This window comes from Pedobacter sp. L105 (assembly GCF_009765875.1).
GTDB lineage: Bacteria > Bacteroidota > Bacteroidia > Sphingobacteriales > Sphingobacteriaceae > Pedobacter.
The window spans coordinates 576881-602484 of record NZ_LMUP01000004.1; the positions used below are offsets into that span (position 1 = coordinate 576881).

General features: G+C 40.3%; 17 protein-coding genes. 4 read left to right on the top strand and 13 right to left on the bottom strand.

Features of this window, described 5'->3' with window-relative positions:
• Positions 1-99 precede the first annotated feature (99 nt).
• Complete coding sequence (locus GSQ84_RS07695; RefSeq protein WP_158796668.1) at positions 100-495, top strand: MerC domain-containing protein; 396 nt, start codon at positions 100-102, stop codon at positions 493-495.
• Positions 496-753: 258 nt separating this feature from the next.
• Here the strand turns inward: GSQ84_RS07695 and GSQ84_RS07700 are convergent, their stop codons facing one another.
• Positions 754-963, bottom strand: coding sequence for a hypothetical protein (locus tag GSQ84_RS07700; protein ID WP_158796669.1), 210 nt, complete (start codon positions 961-963; stop codon positions 754-756).
• A 705-nt stretch (positions 964-1668) separates the two neighbouring features.
• On the opposite strand from GSQ84_RS07700, the gene GSQ84_RS07705 reads away from it, so the two are divergent.
• Together GSQ84_RS07705 and GSQ84_RS07710 are read left to right on the top strand one after the other, a co-directional pair.
• Entirely contained in the window at positions 1669-4779 is a 3111-nt protein-coding gene (locus GSQ84_RS07705; RefSeq protein ID WP_158796670.1) for an AsmA family protein, read from the top strand.
• Between the two features lie 120 nt (positions 4780-4899).
• On the top strand, positions 4900-5394 hold the full coding sequence (locus GSQ84_RS07710; RefSeq protein WP_158796671.1) for a hypothetical protein: 495 nt from the start codon (positions 4900-4902) through the stop codon (positions 5392-5394).
• Here GSQ84_RS07710 and GSQ84_RS07715 read toward each other — a convergent pair.
• Positions 5377-5532: a hypothetical protein gene (locus GSQ84_RS07715; protein WP_158796672.1), complete on the bottom strand. Its 156-nt coding sequence runs from the start codon at positions 5530-5532 to the stop codon at positions 5377-5379. The genes GSQ84_RS07710 and GSQ84_RS07715 overlap by 18 nt on opposite strands.
• Positions 5533-5660: 128 nt before the next feature.
• Positions 5661-5810 carry a hypothetical protein gene (locus GSQ84_RS07720; protein ID WP_158796673.1) on the bottom strand — a complete coding sequence of 50 codons (150 nt, stop codon included), beginning with the start codon at positions 5808-5810 and terminating at the stop codon, positions 5661-5663.
• A gap of 16 nt (positions 5811-5826) precedes the next feature.
• On the opposite strand from GSQ84_RS07720, the gene GSQ84_RS07725 reads away from it, so the two are divergent.
• Positions 5827-6237: a nuclear transport factor 2 family protein gene (locus GSQ84_RS07725; RefSeq protein ID WP_158796674.1), complete on the top strand. Its 411-nt coding sequence runs from the start codon at positions 5827-5829 to the stop codon at positions 6235-6237.
• A gap of 60 nt (positions 6238-6297) precedes the next feature.
• On the opposite strand, the gene GSQ84_RS07730 is transcribed toward GSQ84_RS07725, so the two are convergent.
• The 10 genes from GSQ84_RS07730 to GSQ84_RS07775 all read right to left on the bottom strand — a co-directional run bounded on the left by GSQ84_RS07730 (position 6298) and on the right by GSQ84_RS07775 (position 25385).
• On the bottom strand, positions 6298-8346 hold the full coding sequence (locus GSQ84_RS07730) for a M13 family metallopeptidase (protein ID WP_158796675.1): 2049 nt from the start codon (positions 8344-8346) through the stop codon (positions 6298-6300).
• 88 nt (positions 8347-8434) lie between these two features.
• Positions 8435-12031, bottom strand: coding sequence for a PAS domain S-box protein (locus GSQ84_RS07735; protein ID WP_216848893.1), 3597 nt, complete (start codon positions 12029-12031; stop codon positions 8435-8437).
• A gap of 192 nt (positions 12032-12223) precedes the next feature.
• On the bottom strand, positions 12224-13351 hold the full coding sequence (locus GSQ84_RS07740) for a phosphotransferase enzyme family protein (protein WP_254070802.1): 1128 nt from the start codon (positions 13349-13351) through the stop codon (positions 12224-12226).
• A 35-nt stretch (positions 13352-13386) separates the two neighbouring features.
• Positions 13387-15399 (bottom strand): hypothetical protein, encoded by a 2013-nt coding sequence (locus tag GSQ84_RS07745; RefSeq protein WP_158796676.1) that lies wholly within the window; start codon positions 15397-15399, stop codon positions 13387-13389.
• Positions 15400-15439: 40 nt separating this feature from the next.
• Complete coding sequence (locus tag GSQ84_RS07750; RefSeq protein WP_158796677.1) at positions 15440-17059, bottom strand: glycoside hydrolase family 31 protein; 1620 nt, start codon at positions 17057-17059, stop codon at positions 15440-15442.
• Between the two features lie 4 nt (positions 17060-17063).
• Entirely contained in the window at positions 17064-18173 is a 1110-nt protein-coding gene (locus GSQ84_RS07755; protein ID WP_158796678.1) for an acyltransferase family protein, read from the bottom strand.
• A 5-nt stretch (positions 18174-18178) separates the two neighbouring features.
• Positions 18179-19042, bottom strand: coding sequence for a PKD domain-containing protein (locus tag GSQ84_RS07760; protein WP_158796679.1), 864 nt, complete (start codon positions 19040-19042; stop codon positions 18179-18181).
• Between the two features lie 10 nt (positions 19043-19052).
• Positions 19053-20567, bottom strand: a complete 1515-nt coding sequence (locus GSQ84_RS07765) for a RagB/SusD family nutrient uptake outer membrane protein (RefSeq protein ID WP_158796680.1) — start codon at positions 20565-20567, stop codon at positions 19053-19055.
• A 10-nt stretch (positions 20568-20577) separates the two neighbouring features.
• Positions 20578-23574: a SusC/RagA family TonB-linked outer membrane protein gene (locus tag GSQ84_RS07770; protein WP_158796681.1), complete on the bottom strand. Its 2997-nt coding sequence runs from the start codon at positions 23572-23574 to the stop codon at positions 20578-20580.
• A 701-nt stretch (positions 23575-24275) separates the two neighbouring features.
• The gene (locus GSQ84_RS07775) at positions 24276-25385 is read right to left on the bottom strand and encodes a substrate-binding domain-containing protein (protein ID WP_158796682.1); all 1110 of its coding nucleotides are present in this window, start codon (positions 25383-25385) and stop codon (positions 24276-24278) included.
• Positions 25386-25604: the final 219 nt, after the last annotated feature.

Below are 25604 nucleotides of genomic sequence, written 5' to 3' on the forward strand. Positions count from 1 at the left end.
CCGTTCACGATCGGCCACAGGCTATTATTAATAATAATTTGTTAGTCATAATAACAAACAGACAATCAAAAGCAACACTGTTGCTTATATATTTGCGGAATGAAATTACTTCCTAAATCCGAAAGGTTGGATCACCTGGGCATGGTTGCTTCTATTGCATGTGCCATACATTGTGCTGCACTACCATTGATTATTACCGCACTGCCCTTACTAGGCCTTGAGTTTTTAGCCAATAAATGGGTGGAAATTTTTATGATCTGCCTTTCCCTGGCAGTAGGTATTTCTGCGTTAGCTTCTTCGTATCCGATCCATAAAAAAGTATTGCCTGTAGTAGTGCTGATCTCGGGATTTATTTTAATTGCTGCAGGCCATTTTGTCTTCAAAAATGCGGAAGCTATCATTGTTCCACTGGGAGGTTTTACCATTGCTGCAGCCCATTTGATCAACTGGAACTATAACCGGGTATGTAAACATGGCCCCGGGTACCATCACTGACCCTCTCGGTTTGTGGGGATGACGCCACAATTGCGTTTTTAGGATTTTAAACAGAAATTATTGATTTTCAGCAACTCCACAACGAATCTTGTCCCTTTATCTAATAATATTAAAGGCGATAAGTGATAGCAGGTATAAACACACGATGACAATCTCGCTATTCCCCGTAAAAAAAGCATAACAGACAGGAAAAAGTTCTAAACAGCATAAACCAGTTAACGTTTAAAATTTTTCTCGCTATATCAAAACGACTTTGCCCTATTGTTCTCTTTTACCCTTGGGAAGATCTTTGGGAGAGACACCGCCATCCATCAACGACTGTGCATACCCATCTTCAAATCCTCTTTTTAACAAGCAGCTTTCTTCATCTGAATGCTCTTCGCGCACTTTATTGAAGTAATATGATGATATAGAATGCATCGGGATCATACGCACCTTTACCAGGTGCCAGTTTTTAAAAATTTTCATAGCTTTTGGTTGTATAAGTTTATACGTAAATCATAGCAATAGGGTTTTCTTAATCCATTATTTTATTGCCATTGTATATTTAAGCTTTTTTAATTTCTGTGTTATTATTATCATTCTTAGTTCATCTTTTCTGGAAGGCATCTATATCGTATTGGTGTAAATAATAGGACGTGTAAAACGATGTCTTCCTGTAGCATAACTCAATTATGGTCTTTTAATCTGATATTTTACAATACTCCAATTCGCTATTAATTGTTTTCTTTTTTTAATTTATTTATACTTTTAAATCAAAAAAGCTTCCAGTTAATAATTCATATTGTTTTCTTTAAACGGTTCATAATAAGCAATACCGATGAAAACTCAAAGAATTCCCAATTAAAAATCCCATTTATTTCAAAATAAGAACTTAATTATTCTAAATTAGATAATAAATGAAATTTATATCACAGTGAATAGTTATTCACCTTAGCTCAATGGTATAAAAAAATAAAAATTAATTTATAGCTAATCATTTGGAATTAACTCAACTCCAGGAATCTCAAAATCAGGTTTTTTAACCGGAAGGGTTAGGGTAATATCCTAGCCATTATCTGTCATCTTTAGCTCTGAACTATCATGCAGGAATTGGGCATATTTATACGATTATCACCATCTTATTCAAGAACGATCTTTGTTCAAACAGATTTATGACCTAAAGATTTATCTTTGCAGATCTTCAATCCTATCAACACCTTGAAAAAAGCGCTCAAAATCACCGGAATTATCATTGCCTTTGTAATCCTGCTGTTATTAACAGGACCTTATCTTTTCCCGGGGACGATTTCCAGGGAGATCAATCAGGCGATAAATAGAAATATTAAAGGAAAGGCCAGCTTCGAAAGCAGCAAATTATCTTTCTTTACCCATTTCCCCTCACTCACCCTTACACTGCATGATTTTACGCTCAAAGGTTCTGCACCATTTGAGAAAGACACCCTGCTGTATAGTAAAGACCTCGCTTTCCGTGTAAATTTAAGCACCATTTTTTCCGAGCAGGTAAAGATCGACCAGGTCTTTATCGATCAGGCAAAGATCCATGTGCTGGTAGATGAAAAAGGAAATGCGAATTACAATATCTATCAGAGCGCCGCAAATGCCCCATCAAAAAAGGACAGCAGCTCAACTGCGATTAAGATTGAAGGCATATTTATCAATAAAAGTGACCTGGTTTATGACGATCATTCTGTCCCCCTATTGTTTAGCGCCAAAGGCTTAAACTATTCTGGAAAAGGTGATCTGAGCAAAGCGATTTTTGATCTGGAGAGCTTGCTTCAGGTAGAGTCGGTAGACGTGTATTATAACAAAACACCTTATCTGCTAAATAAGAAGATAAACGCCAGACTGGTTACCAAGATCAATACCAATTCACTGGACCTGATGTTCAATGAGAACGACCTGAAGATCAATTCCCTCCCTATCCGGTTTACAGGAAGGTTTTCTTTTATCAAAGATGGTTATGATATCAACTTTAAAACATCTGCCAAAGAAACCGATTTGCACAATATTTTCACAGCCCTGCCTCCGGATATTGTAGCCCGTATGGAAAAAACGAATATTAAAGGTTATGCAGAAATCAATGCTTCCCTGATTGGAAAATATCTGGCAAAACAGAACATCATGCCAACGCTCGCGTTTAACATGAAGATACGCGACGGTTCGATCTCTAATCCAAAGGCCCCGCAGCCTATCAGCCATTTATTCCTTAACCTTCAAACCAGGTTACCCAGCTTAAATATGGATAGCTTATCCATCAATATGGACAGCCTGTATTTTAATATGGGTAAGAGTTATGTCAGTTCAGTAATTAAACTCAAGGGGTTAAAAGAACCTGAAATCTATATCAAAACACGTGCTGATATTGATCTGGACAAATGGGGGAAAATATTCAGTATGGCACAGCTGAGGGGACAGTATACACTCAACTTAAAAGCGGACGGCAAATACACGAAAAAAATAGTACACAGTGGGATCAGGCAAGTAGACACTGTTATTGCTACGATACCTATTTTTACTTTAACCTCTTCGCTGACCAACGGATATATTAAATATGGTTCACTGCCTGCTGCCATCGACAAGATTAGTTTTAACCTCAATGGACACAATAACGACGGTAATTATAAAAATACAGAACTGGACATCTCCGATTTAAATGTACAGGCTTTATCCAATTACATCAGGGGTTTTGCCAAACTTAAAACCTCAGGCAGCACCCCTATTGATGTACAATTAAAATCAATGATCAACCTGGCAGAGATTAAAAACTTTTATCCGCTGAAAGGACTGGATTTAAATGGAAACCTGAACCTCGATGTACAAAGTAAAGGTGGGTATGATAAAGCGAAGAAGCTTTTTCCGGTAACGCAGGCTACAATTAAACTGATGAATGGACGTATCAAAACTTCCCATTTCGATCAGCCTTTAGAAAAGATCGTGATCGATGGAACACTGGTTAACAGCAACGGTCAGTTAAAGGGTACCCAGCTTTTTATCAAACCCATTTCCTTTCAGCTGGACGGACAGCCTTTTGTACTGAAAGCCGACCTTAAAAACTTTGACAACGTATCTTATGACGTGACTTCAAAAGGCCGGATTGATGTAGGTAAAATGTACCGTCTTTTTGCTATAAAGGGATATAATGTAAAAGGATCTGTCTATACCGATGTAACTTTTAAAGGATTGCAGAGCGATGCCACCAGTGGTAAATATAATAGACTGAACAACAAGGGTAAGATGCTGATCAATGACCTTACGCTGTCTACTGATCTTTTTCCAAAATCATTCCTGATTAAGAGTGGCATTTTCACCTTTATTCAGGATAAAATGAAGTTTGAAAAGTTTGATGCCAGTTATGGAAAATCTGATGTGGTAATGAATGGTTATCTGGGGAATGTGATTAACTATGCCTTGTCTTCAAAAGCAAAACTGACTGGAAATTTCAACCTGCAGGGTAAAAAATTATTCGTCAATGAATTTATGGTTTACCATGATTCAACAGCCACAGCAACTGCCCCGGCTGCAGGTAGCGGAGTGATCCTGATTCCGGGCAACCTGAATGTAACGGTATCTGCCAATGTTGGTAAAGTGTACTATAGCGGCCTGGAACTTAAACATGCAAAAGGCACTTTAATCCTCAACAATGGTACTTTAGCACTTCAGCAAACAGGCTTCAATTTAATTGATGCACAGGTAAACATGGATGCCAATTATAAGAGTTTAAGTACTAGGTCGGCCAGTTTCGATGCGCATTTAACTGCAAAGGAATTTGACATTTCCAAAGCCTATAAGCAAATTAAACTGTTCAGGGACTTAGCTACTTCAGCGTCCAAAGTAAAAGGTGTTGTTGGGCTGGATTATCAGTTATCCGGCAGGCTGAACCAGGATATGTTCCCTGTTTTCCCTTCTTTAAAAGGTGGTGGTGTACTCTCACTTAAAAAGATCAGTCTAAGCGGATTTCAGGTGATGAATGCAGTAAGTCGTGCTACCAAACGGGATAGCTTATCCAATCCTGATCTTTCTGAAGTGAATATCAAAACTACCATTAACAACAATATCATTACGATTGAAAGGTTCAAAATGCGCGTAGCAGGTTTCAGACCACGTTTTGAAGGCCAGGTAAGTTTTGACGGGCGATTAAACCTAAGCGGACGACTGGGCTTGCCGCCATTTGGAATTATTGGTATTCCTTTGAGCATTACCGGAACACAGGAGAAACCAATAGTAGCATTAAAGAGAAACAAAGAGGGGAAACTGGATGAGACAGAGAATAAAGACCTTTAAACGAAACATCATCAGAAAATAAATGTTAACCCTAAGCCTACAAATAACATCTTTAAAAATAAATATTAAATTATTTAAGTAATTTATTTTGTTTTAGTATAATCTTAATTACTTTTGAGAATGAACTATGACAAATATGCTGATATTTCCATATCTCCAGACCGGCTAGATTATCTATTTTTAAGTAATGGCACAAAGGGCAATTTGAATAAACTCATTCATTTTCATCCTTTCTCCAATAATGATCAGATTTATAATTTATCCCTGGGCACAATTAAAGAAAATGGTAATGTTGATTTTATTACACTATCGAAAAATGGAGATAGGAACAAAATTTTAGGTACAATTGGAAGTGCGGCCCATGCATTTAGTGAAAACTATCCTGAAAAAAAGATCTTTCTAAAAGGTGACACCGCAGTAAAGACACGACTGTATCAAATGGCCATCAACCATGCTTACAATGATATCAGTGAAACATTTGTAATTAGCGGACTGCAGATGGTAAATAAAAAATATATAGTTTATCCCTTTTTGCAAGGGACAAACTATGATGCCTTCTTATTCGAAAGGAAGAGTAAAAAGAATTGGGTAAAAAAACTAGAAGTTGAAAACTGAGTTTCCTATACTTTCATTGCTCTCTTCCATTTTCTCTGGAACTATCTTAGCATACTTGCTTAGAGTTTTGTCTACAGTAAAATTAACACCTAGTAATTTTCCTATTTCTTTGATTTTCTTTTTTGATGTAGTTTTCATATCAGTACAATTTACAAGAAGTACAAATATAGAATAAACACCTTAATATTCTTTAAAGAATATTTTTATTTCATTAAAATAAAAACAAAATAACAAACCTTCGCCAATTGCAGGTTTCCCAGTTTAATTTACGCTGGGGTGTTCCGCATCATTAACATTGCCTTTACTGGGTTTTCTTTTTTAACTTCATCAGGAATCTCATCGCTCTGCCCTTTATAAAACATAACAATGGCCTGACCACCGGTTAAAGCATAAATAAAATATCTTTGATCTATCAAATAATTTATAGAGATCATGGAACAGAGACTTCCTTTACCACCGTTCAATTTCGAAACCGCAACAAAAAAAGTACAGCTGGCAGAAGATGCATGGAATAGCCGCGACCCGGAAAGAATTGCATTAGCTTATACCATTGATACAGAATGGCGCAACCGCGACCAGTTTATTCATGGCAGAGCAGAGGCTATTCAGTTTTTAACCGGCAAGTGGAAAAAAGAACTGGATTACAAACTAAAGAAAGAACTTTGGGCTTTTACAGACAACAGAATTGCCGTAAGATTTGAATATGAATACCATAATGAAAAGGGTGAATGGTTCCGTGCTTATGGAAATGAGAATTGGGAGTTCGATGAAAATGGATTAATGCAAAAGAGGTTTGCCAGCATCAACGATCTTGCCATTAAAGAAGAAGACAGGTATTTATAGGATTTAGCAGAGCGCTTTATGAAAAGGGTGAAACCAAATGATTTCACCCTTTATTGAAAATTACCAGATCTGTACCCTTTCACTTACAGGTTTATAGAGTTTATCACCTGGCTTGATATCAAAAGCTTTATACCAGGCATCTGTATTCGATACAGAGCCGTTTACACGATATTTCTCCGGGGAATGTGGGTCAACACCAATCAGCATTCGGGTGCCGGCTTCAGTATATTTAATTCTGTAGATCTGCGCAAAAGAAAGGAAGAAACGTTGATCCGGTGTAAAACCGTCAATCTTTTGATCACTTTTACCTTCTGGTGTGTTTTTAAATGCCTGGTAGGCAATGGCCACACCGCCATTGTCTGCGATATTCTCTCCCATCGTCAGGTTACCGTTTACATGCAAATCATTCAGTACGGTATACTGATCGTATTGTTTTGCTATTCCGGTTGTTTTGCCTTTAAATTTGGTTACATCGGCGGGCGACCACCATTCTTTCATATTGCCATTTTTATCATACTGGCTGCCCTGATCATCAAATCCATGTGTCATTTCGTGACCAATTACTGCGCCGATAGCCCCGTAATTAATGGCATCATCTGCGTCCTTGTCAAAAAACGGAAACTGCAAAATACCGGCCGGAAATACAATCTCATTAAAACTTGGATTGTAGTAAGCATTTACGGTAGGCGGCGTCATTCCCCATTCGGCTTTATCCACAGCCTGATCAATCTTTTTAAGACTTTCACGATAGTCATGCTGAGCAATAGCCTGCATGTTATCGTAGTAAGTATCCTTATTGACCGTTACATCATCATAAGATTTCCATTTATCGGGGTAACCGATTTTTTTGGTGAAGGCAGCCAATTTTTCAATCGCTTTCTTTTTCGTATCGGCACTCATCCAGTCCAGCTTTTCGATACGGTCTTTATAAACGCTTTGCAGGTTATTCACCAGGTCGAGCATTCTTTTCTTCGCGTCAGCGGTGAAATACTTATCTACATACAACTGGCCTAATAATTCACCAAGACTTCCGTCTACTTCTTCCGTAATACGTTTCCAGCGTGGCTTCTGCTCTTTTTGTCCATTTAAAGTTTTGCCGTAAAAATCAAAACTTGCTTCTTCAAACGGCTTGCTCAGGTATTTGGCATGTCTGTTTAAAACCATAAACTGCAGCTTAGTTTTCCAGTTATCAACCGGCTGAGATTTTAACAATCCGGCCAGGGCAATAAAATATTTAGGCTGCCCTACCAATATTGTATCTGTTTTGAAGCCCATACGGCTAAAAACAGCATTAAAATCTATATCCTTGGCATCTTTCTGTATAGCTGTAACTGCAATTTTGTGGTAATTCTTAACCGGGTCGCGCAGTTCCACAGGCGTAGCATGTGATTGGGCAATAGCGGTTTCGAGCTTTAAGATATCAGCCGCATTTTTAGCTGCCGTTTTTTCGTCAACACCAGTAAGCGTAAATAGCTTTGCGATGTATTTTACATATTCTGTCCTTATTTTTACCGAAGCTGAATCCGTTTTAAAATAATAATCACGATTAGGCAATCCTAATCCTGTCTGGCTAAATTTCACCATATTTTTGGTGCTGTTGCGGTCATCAGGTTCAACAGTAAATCCCAGCAGGTAACCGTCTCCATCTTTAAAACCATCGGCACAAAAATTAACGATGTCTTTTAAATCTTTTAGTGTTTCAATTTTAGCGAGTATAGATTTTACAGGCGCATCTCCTTTTTTGTCAATCGCTATGGTATCCATGCCACTGGCATACAGATCACCGATCTTTTGTTCTTTACTTCCCTTGTTATTGTTCTCGTTCTTTAAACCATCCAGCAGGTGATGAAGATTTTTAACATTATCGTCGTTCAGCGAATAAAATGAACCCCATCCCATTTCACTGCCAGGTATTTTTGTCCTTTTTGTCCAGTTGCCGTTAACATATTTAAAAAAATCGTCTCCCGGTTTAACCGTGGTATCCATACCTGTTTTATCAAAAAATACAGTACGTTTTGGAACATCATCAGCTGATGGCTGCGATTTGCCTTTACAGCCTGCCGCCAGTATAGCGGGAACTGCAAGCCATATCAAAATATTAAATTTCATTCGTTATCATTTAGTTAGACGATAAAAATAATGTAATTTTCATTCATCTGTATTTCTTTAACTTTTATTAATTGCGAAGAAAGCTTTATCATAAGGTTACCCATTTATGAAGCACCTTAGACATCGTTTCTTCCAGAAAAGGTTTGGTAATAATATCATCCATACCGGCATCCAGGCACCTGTCTTTTTCACTCGACAGGTTACCCGCAGTTAATGCAATGATAGGTACATGGCTCATGTTTTCCAGCGCCCGTATTCTCATGGTGGCTTCATAACCGTTCATATCGGGCATCTGGATATCCATGAAAATTAAGTCGGGAAATTTCGCTTCACAGTACTCCAGGGCTTCCCTGCCATTGAAGGCCTCCAGTAAAAATGCATTTGGAATGATCCGCCTGATCACAGTTTTTGCCAGTAACATATTCACCAGGTTATCTTCTGCAATCAGAATGGTTAAGGAAGGTGTTTTAAGCTCCACAGCAGGGGTGTTAACCGGTGCAGCCGGCAATTGATCTTTCTTTTTATATATTTTTGACAAGACATTATAAATGTCCTGTATTTTAACCGGTTTTACCAGACGATGATAAACCTGTAATTCTTCACAGGCTTTGATCACCTCCTCATCTTCAGGAGAGCTAAACAACAATACTATTGGCTGTTCTTCGGCAGTGGGATAGAAGTTCTCCCTTATTCTTCTGGTGGTATCCAGACCATCCATATAAGGCATCTGATAATCCATCAGGATCACATCATAGTGTTCGCCCGCGGCCATTTTTTTCAGCACATCAAATCCATTTTTAGCTTCCGTGGATTTGATATTTTTTAACAGTAGCATCTGGTTGAGGATAAATCTATTGTTTTCATTATCATCTACCACCAGTATATTTTTGATAAGATTGATATCTCCCCACTCAATTACTTCTCCCTGTTCTGATTTAAAGTCTACATCAAAATAAAACAAGCTTCCTGCTCCGGGTTTGCTTTTTAACTGAAGCTGGCTGCCCATGAGGCCTAGCAGTTTATTGGAAATGGTTAACCCCAATCCAGTTCCCCCATATTTTTTAGTAACAGAACCATCTTCCTGGGTAAACGCCTCAAATATTTTGCTCTGTTTATCCAAGTGAATACCAATACCGGTGTCGCGCACGCCAAAGCGCAGCGTGCTGTACCCGGTTTCGGATGTCAGTACATCAATTTTCAATTCTATCTCCCCGCTTTCGGTAAACTTGGCTGCATTGCCCAGCAGGTTGATCAGGATCTGTTTCAGACGTACTGCATCAGACCAGATAAACCGCGGAAGACCGGATGAGATATTTAACAGCATCTCTAAGCCTTTGCTCTGTACCGTATACGTGATAATATCTGTAGCCTGACAGGCCATCTCATAAAGATCAAATTTCTCAATCTCCAGTTCCAGTTTACCTGCCTCAATTTTTGAAAAATCAAGGATATCGTTGATGATACCCAATAGCGTATTAGCTGACTGATTAACGATAGAAAGATATTGCGCCTGTGTTTCATTCAATTGGGTTTTTAAAACCAGATCTGTAAATCCGATCACTCCGTTTAAGGGAGTACGGATCTCGTGACTCATATTCGCCAGAAATTCAGATTTAGCAATGCTGGCCTGCTCGGCCTGCTCTTTCGCTGTAATCAATGCATTTTCTATGCTTTTTCTTTCTGTAATGTCGACAGCTATACCCAGGTAACCTGTGATTTCGTTTTTAGCATCCCGAATAGCTGTACCGATCAGGGAAACCAGTCGCTGGGTACCATCTTTTCTGATATAGGTAAATTCCCTGCGGTCTGAATCTACATGATCTAACCGCGAAGCATACAATGTACCCCTGCCTTCCTCTTCACTGCGGATGGTAAATTCCCTGGCCAGCTGGGCCATTTCCTCAGGTAAATGAAAAATTCCTACCCGCTGTTTACCAATGATTTCCTTTGCTGAATACCCCAATAACCTTTCCGCTCCGCTATTAAAAGAGGTGATATAGCCCTGAAGATCAGTGGCAATAATACTCACCTCCGAAGCCGCATGTAAAATGTCGCCCATTAATTTCCTGGAAGCAATAATTTCCATTTCGGCAGTTTTCTTCTCATTGATATCCTGAAAAGTGCCAAATATTCTTTTGCACTCCCCGTTTATCATTTCTGATTGACCAATCACCCTTACCCACACTTCTTCTCCCACCTGGTTGATGATCTGCAATTCCAGATCAAAGGGTATTCCTTTTTCTATGGCCAGCGCTACAACTTTACTAACCACCTCACGGGTTTCCCCTTCTTTGTAAAATTCAATGGCAGTATCCTTATCCAGCTTAACATCCAAACCAATACCGTGGATTTCTCTGGTAACAGCTGTCCAGTATAATTTCTCTGTTCTGAGATCAAGCTCCCATCCGCCTACCCTGGCTACCTTGTTAGTGTCTTCAAGCATTTCTTTGGTACGCTTAAGGTCGTTGATCAGCTGATAACGCTCATCAACATCTATGGCATTACAGATTACATAAGCACTGCTGTCGGAATGACGTGCCAGCACATTGTTAAATGTCCAGACCCTGGTAGAGCCATCTTTATTTCTCAATATCATTTGCCCTTTGAGGTGGCCGGTTTCGTGTAAGCCGTTCAGGTAATCAGTCAATTCATCGGCCCTGTCTTCCGTAACCAGATCAAACAGTGTCAATTTTAGCATTTCTTCCTGCGTATAACCCAGCATATCAGCCCCCGAATGGTTGAAGGTCAGAAACCTCCCTCTCAGGTCGTGCGTGCACATTAGCCCCTGTGAGTTTTCAAAAAAGGCACTCAGCTTTTCTTCGCTGATCGCGAGCTGTTTTTCCTTTAAAGTTTCTTCTGTAATATCCCTGCCAATGGCGAAAAGAAAACCCGTAGAAATTTCAGGCGTTACGGTCCATTGCAGGGTTTTATATTGGTTGGACCTGGTTTTACAGCGATGAACGGAATTAACGGTATGTTGTCCTGCGGCTAAGCGCAGCAGCTCCAGCTGTGTATTTTCATGATCATCGGGATGTACCAGATCGAAGATGGTGGCATGTAAAAAAGATTCCGTATCCCAGCCCAGTATCCGCTCAAAAGCAGGGTTTACCTTTTTGAAATATCCATGAGAATCGGTAATGCAGATCAGGTCGTTCGACAGGTTAAACAGCTGTTCAAAATGTTTCAGCTCCTCTTTCTGCCGCCTTTCTACCACCAGTGCAATCACTTCCTGGGTCAGCAGCTGCATGGCTTTTTTTTGGTTATCAGTTAATTTATTAGGTTTCAGGTCAACCACACATAAAGTGCCAAGGGCATAACCATTAGGATCAATGAGTGGGTAACCAGCATAAAAACGAACACCGGGATTGGTGATGAACAAGTCGTTATCCATAAACCGCCGATCAAGCCTAACGTCCTCGATCTCAATAAACGCGGCATCTGCTATGGTAAACTGGCATAAAGTCAATTGCCTCGGCGTTTCAATCTGATCCATCCCAACCTTTGATTTAAACCACTGGCGGTCTTCATCAATAAAAGACAGGAGTGAGATAGGCATATCACAGATCAGCGAAGCCAGTTGCGTTATACGGTCAAATTCACCTTCACCTGGTGAATCTAAAATAGCATAATTGCGAAGCGCCGCCAGGCGTTTTCTTTCGTTTTCAGGGACAGGGATTTTCTTCACGTTCAGCGCGGTAGTGATAACGCCGGTTGGTTAGCCACCGGCCCTACAGTTGAAAGTTAGAAAAACTCTGATGAAGATGGGGTGTTCAATTCATTCATTATTCAGGATATACCTCTTTGTATTAGCTGCCCATCATTCAGCTAATTCGTTTCATTGGCCAATAGAAACCGCTTTTATCGGCCAATAATTCCGTTATTTTTTGAGGCTGAACCATTCTGTCTCTACAATTTCCTGAAGCGTTTCTTTTTTTAATTCCAGCATTTTAAGCAGTTGCATTTGTGCCAGGGTACGCTGTAAATTATGTTCAGGAAAATGGATTTTATAATATACATCACCATCCAGATAATCTGTTAAAAAGCGGACAGACTGCATATAGGGCAAAAGTAATACCCCTTTAACCAGCGATTTTAGTTCCTGTTCTGTTAAAAAGGAAATGGTCTGGCTTAAATATCCTTTAGTAAATTCTGTAAACAGGGGAATATTGAGCTGGATGGCATCGAGGTCTCTTTCATCTTCTACAGCAGTGTTAATAATACTGCGTATGGCATCCCCAAAATCATAAGCCACATAACCGGGCATAACGGTATCCAGATCAATTACACACTGGATATTGTTGTCCTTATCCAGCAGGATATTGTTAAACTTGGTATCGTTATGGGTGATGCGCAACGGTAATACCCCTGCTTTACCCAGCTGTACAATTTCCGTCATGGCATCCGCCCTGCTCAGTAAAAAATCCAGTTCTGGCAGCACTGTTTTCTTCCTGTCTGCGGCATCACTGGTTATCGCTTTATGCAGATTATTCAGCCTATGTTCCATATTGAGGAAATCGGGAATGGTATCAATCAGCAAACCCGGATGAAGATCTGACAGCAGGTATTGAAACTCACCAAAGGCTACACCGCCCTGATAAGCCTGCTTCGGTGAAGTCACCAGGTCATAACTCCTGGTATCTTTTAAGAAATTCGTCATTCGCCAGAAATCACCTTGCTCATCTTCAAAATAGTATTTTTCATTTTTACATTTCACCAGTGTAAGTACTTCCTTCTCAGGATCTCCCCCTAGTCCGGCAATTTTACTTTTTAGATGGCTGGTTACATAAACCATGTTGTTCATCAGGCCTTCCACATCTTTAAAAACATAATTGTTTATTTTTTGAAGCAGGTAATCAATACCATCTGCAGAAGTCGTTTTGACTAAAAAAGTATCATTAATATGGCCTGAGCCAAAAGGTTCTACTCCGGTAACATCTCCCCCGATATTAAAATGTGCAATAATGTTTGAAAAATTATAGACCATTGTTTCCTTATTCCTATCCATCCGATAACCTGATATTTATTTTGTGCTAATTTAATTTATAGAGTTTTTGCATCCATTACTTTTACCTCATAAGGGGCAAGTTTTACCTGGAATGAACGCCCTTTATATACTTTGTCACCACCCCTGGCATCAAAGAACTGGTAATTATCTGTTAAACTTCCCGGAATATCCAGGGCTTGTTTCACATTTACTGTAAACGTTTTTGCGAGACCGGTAGGGTTACGTAAAGTCATTACCCCTTTTTGATCTGCCCATCCTGCATAACCATATACTTCTCCTTTTACCGGGTTGCCACCTACCCAGTGAATATCAGCCAGGGCTTTTTTGTGGGCTTTAGACCAATTGGCGGCTTTTTTGAGACAATCCCAGTCGGCGGTATTGAGCAAATGAGGATTCACATATAGTTCCTGCAAACCTGTTCCGGTACCAAAAAAGGCCCAGATCTCATCGGCAATATTCTTGTTATCCATTTCCAGTTTACCCGGCAAGCCATTTTCTGCTATACAGATCCCATGGTACATGATTGCGTTTAAAGGGAACAAAGGCCCGCGTTTTACAATATTCTGATAGGCTTGTGCATCTTTATAGGTGATCCATTGCTGTCTTTTTGGCCCATCACCAGCCAGTCCGGTATCCTCACCGGCACGCCAGATGGCATCTCCATAATTCAGCCAGTATACCGAAGGCCAGGTGCCCACAGTTAAACTTAAATAAAGATCTGGTTTTTCAGTTCTTAATGCTGTAATCAGTTTTAAAAAAGCTTCTATGTCTTTTTGATAAGTGATACTGGCACCACTTGCCCCATTGCCTGCGCCTACACCATCAAATTTAAACATAGACACATTGTAATTTTTAATAAATGATGTGGTCACTTCCCTGAACCGCCGGTTATAAACAGGACCTGTTAGGGAAAAGCCATTCTCATTGGTTTCAAATGGAGGGCTTTGTTTTTTACCAAAAGCCAGGCGCTGAATTTTAGGATCATCATATCCGCCCCATGGCGAGATCCAGACACCAATACCTGCACCGGCAGCCTTTGCTGCAGCTGTCATTTTGCTAAATCCATCAGGAAAGCCTGAATTGAATTGCCATAATGTTTTGTTATCATCCCATCCGTCATCGAACAGGAAAGCATCCATTTTCACGTTCCTTTTATCAATAAGGCTATCTTTGAATACCTGTATCCTGTCCAGACAATCTTTTTCATTCATCTTCCTGTCTTGCCATGAAAGGTCGAACCAGGAATTATAATGCAGTACCTGGCGATAAGGATGGGCGCGTTCATTTTCTACATAATATAAAAATCCCCTGCGCAACTGTCCTGCTGGAGTAGTACCCCAAACTGAAGACAGGCTAAGAGGCGCACCGGCATGAATAGCTTCCAAACGAGGTAAATAGGCAGTGATAAAACTTTTACCTGCCAGCGTCTGGCTCATGGGATGTTCTACTGAGAAAAACAGATTGTGATATACCAAAGGTGAGCCATCAACGGTACCTTCTATTTTTATCCCCGCAGCAGGCAGTTTAATCAATGTAATCTTTAAAATCTTCACCGAATCATTTGGCATAAAGGTGAACAGCTGTCTGATATAATTAGCTCCGTTATGCAAACTGGCTTCCCAGTGTATTTTTAAGCCTAACCTGGTATTCTCCAGATCGGCACTATATTTTTTACCGTCCTTTTTGCTCGCTTCAACTTCACTGTTTGGCTCTCCGTTTATACTTATTATTTCCGGCGTTTGAACCAGGGTGAAATCGTTGGAACTGATCACTTTTCCTCCTGCTAATGTCAATTCAAAAAGCGGCGCCTGGCGTAAGGCTACTTGCTGATGCCCTTCCTTATCTTCAAAGCTGCCGGCAGTTATTTTACCATTGTTCACCTGAAAGCTTAACCTCAATACACTGTTCTCTATATCAATCTGGTTACCGCTTTTTTTGATCGCAGCTGCACCGGGTTTTAGCCCGGGATAACTCATCTGGGCATAGCCTTGAATTGATCCAATGATGATACACAGTAGTAAAAATTGTCTTTTAGAATAGAACCTCATAGTTTTATTGTTATTGAATTTGGAGAGCAACATTAAAATCTTAATTGCTGATTTTTTCATAGACCAATAAATCAGCCAATGGAACAGCTACTTGTTTCAGCAGCGGCCCTTTAAACACATGTCCTTCCTGATCTTTCCATTTTCCTTTTGGAAATATTACTTTACGGCTGCTGCCTTTAGCCAGCATAGGTGCAACCATGTATCTGCTGCCCAGCATAAACTGATCTTTGATCTCCTCATATCCTTGATTTGGAAATTCATATTCCAGGCTTCTCGCAACCGGCTCACCACTCCGTGCAGAACTTTTAACTACAGTAAGCAGGTAGGGTGTATATTTCAACCGTATCGCTACTGCCTTTTTCACAGCCTGCAGATGGATGCTGTCCAGCACCCGCCAGGGAGCTACAGAAAACTGCATCATAGGCATTAAAGCGGCACATTGTGCAGAGCGGACCAGCAATTCCTGATCGAGCTTATTCAAGCCAATAAATGAGCCGTATTCCCCTCCGCCAATCATATCCGGGCAGGTAAACTGATAGCCTAACAGACCGGCACTCATGGCATTAGGAATTAGCTTTTGCAGATCTGCCCAATTGTGTTTTTTATCCCTTAACCTTTCTGCCAGCGGCTGCCCCCCTCTTTTCCACATGGCACGGTATTCATTTAATGGATAACAGCCTGCAAACTGTCCCCATAGTTCACATTGTTCATTTGGGGTAGCTTTTTTAAAGGTGATGGCGTTTTCAGGGTAAAACTCTACATCCCCCGCGTCAAACTTAAATCCGTCTACTCCATAAGTATCTGCCATGTATTGTAATTGTGCATGGTACCACTTTACGGCATCGGGATTAGTAAAATCCATTTCGGCGCTATAGCCATTCCACCAGGTGATAATAGCCGGTTCTGTGGCAGTTTGCCATGTTAATTCATTATTACCTTTTTTATCTAACAAAAGAAGTTTCTGTGCCAGCAACTCCCTGAACACCTGCGTATCAGGACTGATAAATGGGCTCACCCAGATCATGACCTTAAAACCCAGCTGATGGAGTTCTGCAATCATTTTTTGTGCATCAGGAAACCTGTCTTTTCTAAAACTGAACTTCCCATAATGATCGGCCCAGTTATCATCGATCATGAGTACCCCGGGAACAAAACCATGGTCAATAATCTGGTGCGCATATTTTAGAATATCTGTCTGGTTCTGGTTGTAGACCAGCTCTATCCAGGTATTATACTGAGGTTGAGTAAACAATAAAGTATCCGGCATTTTACCGCTGGCGGCAAATTGACTCCGGCTCACTGCTTTAAAAGCCTCTGCCAATGAATTTCCGGCTTTTTCCAGGATCACTTCTCCTAAAGCATGGGTAATCAACAGCTGATTGTCTTTAAATGTAAATTCAAAAGGCTGATTGCTCCATACGTACCTGCCTTTGTTCGATAACAATAAAGGAGCGGCCTGGTTGTCTTTATTGTTCCCGTAAAGATTAAAGGAATAGCCATTTTCAAAAGGCATCTTTGAACCATCGTCCACTGTACCTCCAAACCACTTTTCTCCATTTTCCAAAGGTATAGCCTTCGATGTTATAGTTACTTTCTCTTGTGCGGAGATACAGAGGTTAACACTTATCAACAGTATTGCACAGTACCAATATTTTATCATTTAATTATATTTTGATAAACAATTTGTGTTTATATAACCAGTAGCAGATAGACCACTCGGCAAAAAGGGTAACCAATGCAGACAGTAAAGCCGTTACCGGACCATGGATACCGGCAAAGCCGAATATTCCTTTTATAAAAATCCCAACTGCCCCATTGAACCACTGACTGCCCACTGTTTCAAAAAAGATATACATGAAAATCGCATTCATCCCTACCACTATACAAACCCATGCATATTTGTTTACCTGTTTTACATCAACCAGCCAGTACAGGAAAGCCATCATCAGCAATACCCATCCTCCGGAAGCCAGTGCAAATGAACTGGTACTGATCCTTTTGATAATTGGGGTGATATGAGTTAGATCGAGACCAAAACCCAGTGCCAGTCCTGCCAGGCCGGCGATAACCAGATAAGTGATTTTCTTAGTGGCAGGGAAAGGGGAGATCAGCAATTTTCCTGCAAGCACTCCCCAGATGGTATGTGCAGCCGTTGGAATAATATTGATAGCCACCCATCCGTCGGTATTGATCTTACCCATTAACACTGTATCTATCCAGGCGCCAAAGTTGTGAAACTCGGCATAAGGCTGGTCAAAACCAGGCATCAGCACCGTGCGGTATAATACATCGGTAAACACCAGCAGCGCCAGGGAAAAACCCAGTTGAAACCAAAAGGATCTTTTGATAATTAGATAGGCTATAATACTGGTCACAGAAAGCTGGGTTAACACATTCCATAGTTCCCATACCATTTTACCTGCATAGATACAATGTAAACCAGTCCCCAGTAAAAACAGTTTTAACGAACGGATCAGGATATGTTTAAAATTCTGCTCCCAGCTAATTCCTTTCTTACTTTTCGAAACATAGGAAATGTACATCGCAGATCCGGCCATGAGCATAAAGGCAGGCTGCACCAAATCCCAGAAGTGCAGACCATGCCATGGATGATGAAAAAACTGGTCGATCACCACATCAGCAGCAATCCCAAAATGCATATCTTTCAGCGCAACATACACCAGGCAGCTTTCGCCGGCCAGTAAGATCATGATCAGACCACGCATTACATCCAGAGAGATCAGGCGGTTACCGCTAACAGGAGTTGATTCCATAGGGATTATTGACTAATATTTAATTTAATCGCATTTGAGCCTGCATCCGGCATCTGGCCCAGCGGGTTATATCCGCTATCGCTCACAATGATCCCGAAAGACAATCCTTTACCGGTTAAGCCACCTATTTTGCTACGTACCAGTGCCATCTCAAATTTCACTATTCCATTTGCTTCTACTACAGTACCAAGTTTATAATATTCGGGTATAGACTGCGGTGAAAAGGCAAAATCAGCTTGTCCGCCGGTATGCAGATACTGTACCAAACCATTGGCTGTAGACAATAAAGGCCCTTCCAGCAGGTAATCGTAACCTCCTCCCGGGATATCACCCGTAAGCAGGCCTGTAGTTGCACTGTTATCAGTATCCAGGTAAAAATCAAAAATATTTCCCGCATTAACGGTTGTGGCAATCTCCATATAGATATACACATTCTGGCTATCGTAATCAAATTTTGCTTTTTTTACAATACCGCCTTTGGCAGTAGAAACCACAACGGTAGATATCGTATCCCAATCGGCCAGTGAACTGTCATCCAGTTTAATTGGTGAGCTCTTGGACACGTTTACAATGGTAGAGCCGCTAATGGTAGTCCCGCTGTTCTGCGTAACATATAAAGTAGCGACAAACTTACCTTTGGTTTGGTACACGTGTACCGGATTGGCATCGGTAGAGCTGGTCTTGTCACCGAAATCCCATCGGTATGATTTTGCATCTTTTGTCGCATTGGTAAAAGTAACCGTATAACCGGTGCTCAGGACAGAAAAATAGACATCATTAACATCAACATCATTGTTCTTTTTACAGGAGTTCATCGTCAGCAATGCTGCGAACAATAAAAGACCCTTTATGTATTTAAATTCTTTCATGGCTGATCAATTAAGGGTTTTGCGTAGCTAAACTATTGGACAGGATTTCATCTACCGGCAGGTAATAAATAATTTTAGTGCTGGTATAAGGGATAATCATATTGGCATAATTAACAGGTAAAGTACTCAGGTCAATATCTGTTTCCTTTAATCCCGCTAAATGATATCCCCAATAAGTTCTGTCCATATTTTGCTTATTGCGGTATACATCATAAGTGCGATGTCCTTCAAAAGCCAGTTCCAGTCTTCTTTCCTGCAAAACGGTATTTAAACCTGTAGAATTATTCGGTACTGCCCCGTTATACAAGAAATTTTCCAGCCCCCTGTTTTTCCTGATCATATCTACATCGGCCAGTGCTGCACCAGTCTGACCAAGCTTGGCTTCGGCCTCTGCCCTGTTCAGGTACATTTCCGACAGGCGGAACATCACCGGGGAGCTTAGCGTAGGGCTTCCTCCCTGTCCTGAGAATTTAGTAATGTAATAGATATCGATACCATTCTTCTGTTGGATGGTGCCAGTAGAATCTTTTAAAGGAACAATATAAGAGGTACGAACATCTTCGGGGTGCTGCGCATAAAGTGTACGCAAGGGTACAGAAGCATATTCTTCTCCCCATCCTGAGTTGCCATTAGAGTACAGTTGCGAAGCGATAGAACCAAACTTTCCGTAATCATCCAACGTAGTAAAGGCGATACAGAAAATAGTTTCCGGATTGGATGCAGCATTGGCAAAAAGCGTTGGAAAAGCAGTTGCAGAAGATTCTGTGAATTTCCCGGAGCTGATCACTTTGGTAGCCCAGCTGATTGCATTGTCATTATCTTCCTGGTACAAGGCTACTCTTGACAATAACGCCCATGCAGCTTCTTTAGTGGCATAGTTTACACCGCGCGACTGGTTCATTAACGTTGCTGCTTTAGTAGCATCTGCCGTTACAGACTCATAGACCTCTTTTACAGTAGCCCTTGCTTTTTGAGGATTATCTGTTGATGAGGTCCTCAATATTACCCCCGGAGCTGAGGGATCAACAGTATAAGGTTTTGCAAATAAACGCGCCAGGTTAAAATGGCAGAATGCACGCAGGAAATAACATTCACCTATCAGCTGTTGTGTAGCTACACTTGGATTAGCCTGTTTCTCTCCCAGTTCAATTACAGTATTACAGTCATTGATGATCTTATAGGAGATAAACCAGAAATAACGTGCATTGGTTTGTGCTGGGGAATGCTCCAGTGAAAAACTTAAAAATAAAGGATCTGTAGTTACCTGTGCACATACAATATCGTCGCCTGCAAAATCAGACATCTGGTAATATTGTCGCAGGTACATGTTGTTATCATCACTGGTTCCGTTAAAGGCCACATGGTCTTTAAACAAGGAATAGGCGCCATTTACGGCATTGAGTAAACCATCTGAAGTGCTGGTTAAAGAGGCAGTAGTTACCGAATCGGTAGGATTTGAGTCTAATTTACAGCCGGCAAGCGACAATGCAAATAAACCCGATATGAGGAGTAGTTTGTGTTTCATGATCTCAGTCTTAAAATCTTACGTTAATAGACAAAATATACTGGCGGTTATTGGGATACTTAAAATCCGACACACCGGGTGTGGCATAAGTTCCGGGAGTGATGGTTGTTTGCGGATCCTGGCCAACAAAACTGGTAAAGGTGTGTACGTTATCAACACCTAAAGCCAAACTCACATCATCCATTCTCCATTTTTTAACCACCGCTTTTGGCAATGAATAACCAAAGCTGATATTACGGATATTCAGGTAGCTGCCATTTTTGATATACCTTGAAGAAGCATCAGTAGAATTGGCTGCATTCTGAGGGCTTGGCTCTGTAGCAATATCACCTGGTTTGGTCCAGTACACAGTACCTTTTGGTGCTACGATCTGGTTTTGGTAGGGCTCATGACCATCATTCATCACAAAAGTAAGGTCATTGCTGTATACTTTATTTCCGTAGATATAATAAGCATTCACGCGCAGGGAGAAGTTCTTGTATTTAAACTCGTTGTTAAAACCGCCCTGGAATTTCGGCAATGCAGATCCAACTTCCTGGGCCGTTGCGTCGGCATAATTTGAAGTTGCTGTGCGGGTTACCTTTCCGTTAGCACCTGTGGTGACTACCTCCCACTGAGGGGCGCCTGTCTGTGAATTAACACCCAACCATTTTGGCAGGTAAAATTCATACAGGTTTCCACCATTGCGGTAGATCTGGGAAACACTCCATGAACCTGTTTTGATAATAGGGCTTGGAAAATCTTCAAGTTTATTGCTATTAAAGTTGATATTAAAATCAGTGCTCCACTGGAAATTTGTGGTTTTGATGTTCGTAGTATTTAACCCGATCTCCAGACCATTGTTCACTACATGTCCTGTATTCTCCCAACGCGTTTCAAACCCTACAGATAAAGGCTGAGAAACTTGCAGCAATAGGTTTTTGGTCACATTATGGTAAGCATCAACAGTTAAAGTTACCCGTTTAAATAAGCCTATATCAAAACCGGCATTGGTCTGGTATTTACTTTCCCAGGTTAAATTGGGACTAGCCAGCTGTGATGGTGTTGCCGCTACCACAGAATTGTACTGACTTGATAATGAATACAGGCCTAAATATCTTCCTGCACCAATATCCTGACTTCCGGTTACACCATAACTTAAGCGCAGTTTTAAATTATCGATGATCCTGCTGTCTTTTAAGAAATCCTCTTTACTGATCAGCCATGCACCAGATACTGAAGGGAACTTCGCAAAGCGGTTGCCCGGAGGAAATGCAGACGATCCATCGATCCTGAAAGAGCCTGTCAGGAAGTAACGGCTTTTGTAGCTATAGTTTACCTGCGACAGGTAAGAGATCAGTTTTGCATCTTCATAGTATCCGTTTACAGCCTGCGTATTGGAAACCACATTCAGGACATCCAGTCCTTCAGGTAAACCTTTACCGGCAGCTCCGGTATATTGCGACCTGTTGCCCTGGAAAGCCATACCGGCTAAACCACTGATGGCATGATCACCCAGCTGGAAATTGAACTTGAATAGATCATTGGATACCCCCCCATAGTTTAAGATACTCTGGTTATTCAAATAACCTGTGCCATGATAAGTACCTGCTGCAAGAGGACTATAAAAAGTGGAGTTATCCGAGTAATTCGCCGATAAACGGTTGGAGGTATTAAATGATAACCATGGGGTGATTGGTAAGTCTAAACCCAAATCATAGTTTACATCGAAGTTTTTATAGGGATGATCTGAATTTTGGATAGTATTGATTGGATTTACGCTATCCCTCGACCACCATTTAAAGGTTGAATTGCCATCAACATATAATGGGGTTTTGTTAGCACCATAAGGATTATCCCAGGGTAAGTTCAGGTAAGCATAATAAATATCATTGTAATCATAAGAGTGCCCCATGGTACCGCTTATATTGATATTATTGGTCATGGTGATCTTATCCGTAAAATGATAAGTTGAATTGGCCCTCAGGTTAATACGTTTGTAATCTGTATTCAGGAACGTTCCTTTTTCATCATAATAAGTAGCACCGAAATAATAATCGTTTTTTTCGGTTCTGCCGGAAGCAGAAAAATAATAATTCTGTACGGGTTCAGGTTTAAACATGGTGGTTAACCAGTTGGTATTGGTATTCAGAATAGACGCAGGACGCTCATTATGAAATTTAAGGATATCAACTACGTAAGAGTTATCATCCGCTCCCGGCACATAATCGCGGTAAAGGCCTTTCTGATATTCATACAGCTGACTGGTGTTCATCATGGTCATCTCGCCAAAATCAGGGGCTCTTACACCACCATTAGATTTAAACTCGAAATGTGTTTTATTGTCCTTCGCTTTTTTTGTGGTGACAATAATTACCCCCGCATTTGCCTGCGAACCGTAGATAGCGGTGGCACCTGCATCTTTCAATACGGTAATGCTTTCCACATCGTTGGGATCATAATTCCCGCCAATCACACCATCAACCACAAACAACGGGCTTTGAGAAGCATTCACAGAAGAAATTCCCCTTAGCCTGATCTCCGAAGCAGCACCCGGTACGCCAGATGAATTAACTACTTGCAAACCTGCAACTTTACCCTGGAGCATTGCCCCTACGTCGTTGCTGGTCACATCTTTTAATTTCTCTGCAGACACTACCGTAATTGCGCTGGTCAGGTCGCTTTTCTTTTGATTGGTGTATCCTGTAACTACTACTTCCCCGAGCTGCTGGTTATCTTCCACCAAACTAATGCTAAGGTTTGCAGTTGTCTGATCTACCGGGATCTCCCTGGTTCGATATCCAATGGAGCGGATCTCTAAAGTTAAGGCCCCTTTTGGAATGCTTATCGAAAATAAACCATCAGGGCCCGAAGCAGCCTGTTTTGTTGTACCCTTAACAGATACAATAACACCAGGAAGCGGTCCTCCATCTACTGATGAAACCACTTTACCCTTCAACACCCTGTCCTGGGCATAAAGGCTATAACAGCTGGCGAAAAAGAAAAAAATGAGTAAAAGTTTTTTCATACGGATTTTTAGTTTTAAAGAATATATGAAAGCTCACATTAGCTTGCTCATTGCTTTTGTAAACAGGTTTAGGTTTCTTATATATTGGTTTTAGAGAGTGCTAACTGATATATTTTATGCTGAATTGGATTTATACTGTAATACGTAGTCATATTTACCCAAGATCAACAGACCTTATCTCAAACTCTGTAAGAATAAAAAGTCATACAGATCGGCTCAATCAAAATTTAATATGCATTAATCGAAAAAGACAAAGCATAAAGTACAGGTAGAGCAGTAAATCAAATATATAAATTTATTTTGCGTGTGCGCACACATATCGAGATATTTCTACACATTTGATCAATTATTATAAAAACCATTTTTAAAAGCCGTTTTTATTAAGATAAATCAATTTAAATCACGAAAATGTTTATAAATTTTGAATAAACGTGCGAATAACAAGTTCTTTCAAAGGATGAAGGGAGAAATGGAAGAGAAAATATTCGATTTAGTAAAAGATGGCTTCATTTATTAGCTAAAAGGATTTTTCAAATGAATAAACAAAGGAATAAAGCAAACATACACGATGTGTACGAACACATATTTTAATTAAAGGCACAACCGAAAATATGGAAGGCAAGAAAAATTAAGATAAAAAAAGCACCATACCGGACTGGTACAACCCTGATCAAAACATAAAAGCGAAGCAGAGAAATGGATTAGATGTCAATAAAAACCTGATCCTTTTCGTCTAAAAAGTAATTTAAGTTTTCCTGAGTGACGATATCCAAAGGCAGGTATTTAATCATTGGGACTTCTTTTTTAAAAACCAGGTAGTCTGATAAAAGGTTAATTCCCCAATAACCCTGTCCTTTTGGGTTTTGATTGATCAGAAAGCTGATTGCGCCGTTGCTTAAATAATGCAGGTTTGGCGGGATCAGGTCATAACCAATCAATTTGATATGGCTAATATGTTTTTGCTCCAGGTATTTGGCAATATCATAAGCCTGAGAGGTAGTTACAAAAATCTGTTTCAGATCGATCGTATGTTCAATAACATGATCCAGTTTTTTAATAAATTCAGATTGGCTTGATCTTTTTAATTCTACCCTTAAAATTTTGTACTGGTGATCCAGGTTATGCTGGGTAAAGTAATTCCTGAAGCCCAGCTCTTTTCTAACCAAATGCTGCGCATTGCTGATTTTCTCATCAATATGAGCAATCAAAATTGAGCAAGGTAATGGCTGTCCATGGTGCACCAGCTTGGCTGCCAGCAAACCACTTTGGTAAGAATCCTGTCCGATATAACTTAAAGGGTCGAACTCGGCTATCTGCGTATTAAACAATACAAAGGGTATTTTAGCCGCACTCCATTTCTTAAAAAACGGTAATGTCTCTTTATAGTAGATAGGTGATAATAAAATGCCGTCAGGATTTTTTTGTGTAAGTTCCTCTGCTTTCTTTTTATAAGCTGCCGCATCGTGGGGATCAAAGACAAATTGTTCCACTACTACCCCATATTGTTTTAGATCCTGTTCTGCTTTTTCTATGCCCGATTTAGGTGCCAGCCAGTAGGCATCATAATGGTGATCCGGAAATAAAGCCGCGAAATGATATTGCTTTTTGGAACCCAGCATCCTTGCCATCAGATTTGGTTCATAATTCAAATCTTTAATGATCTTTAGTACCCGTTCTTTCACATCTTCTGCCACCCGTCCGCGGTTATGTATTACCCGATCTACTGTTCCGGCAGAAACCTGTGCTTTTAGTGCTATATCTTTTATACGTATAACTTTGTTCTTTTCATTTCCAAATGGAGATTTCTTCATATCAGGGTTAAGCATTACAGCACAAAAGCTAAATTAGTAAACATTCTCAATTTATTAATTTGTATGGCGAAGTAAGATAAAAAAGATGGCTAATTTCTTATCCTTCTTAGAATGATATCAACCAGCTATAAATATAGACCAGCCTGAAACGACGTTTAGGTTAAAAGTGTCTTATTTTAGCAACCAGGAAAAGAAGATGCCTGAGCTTATCAATTAATA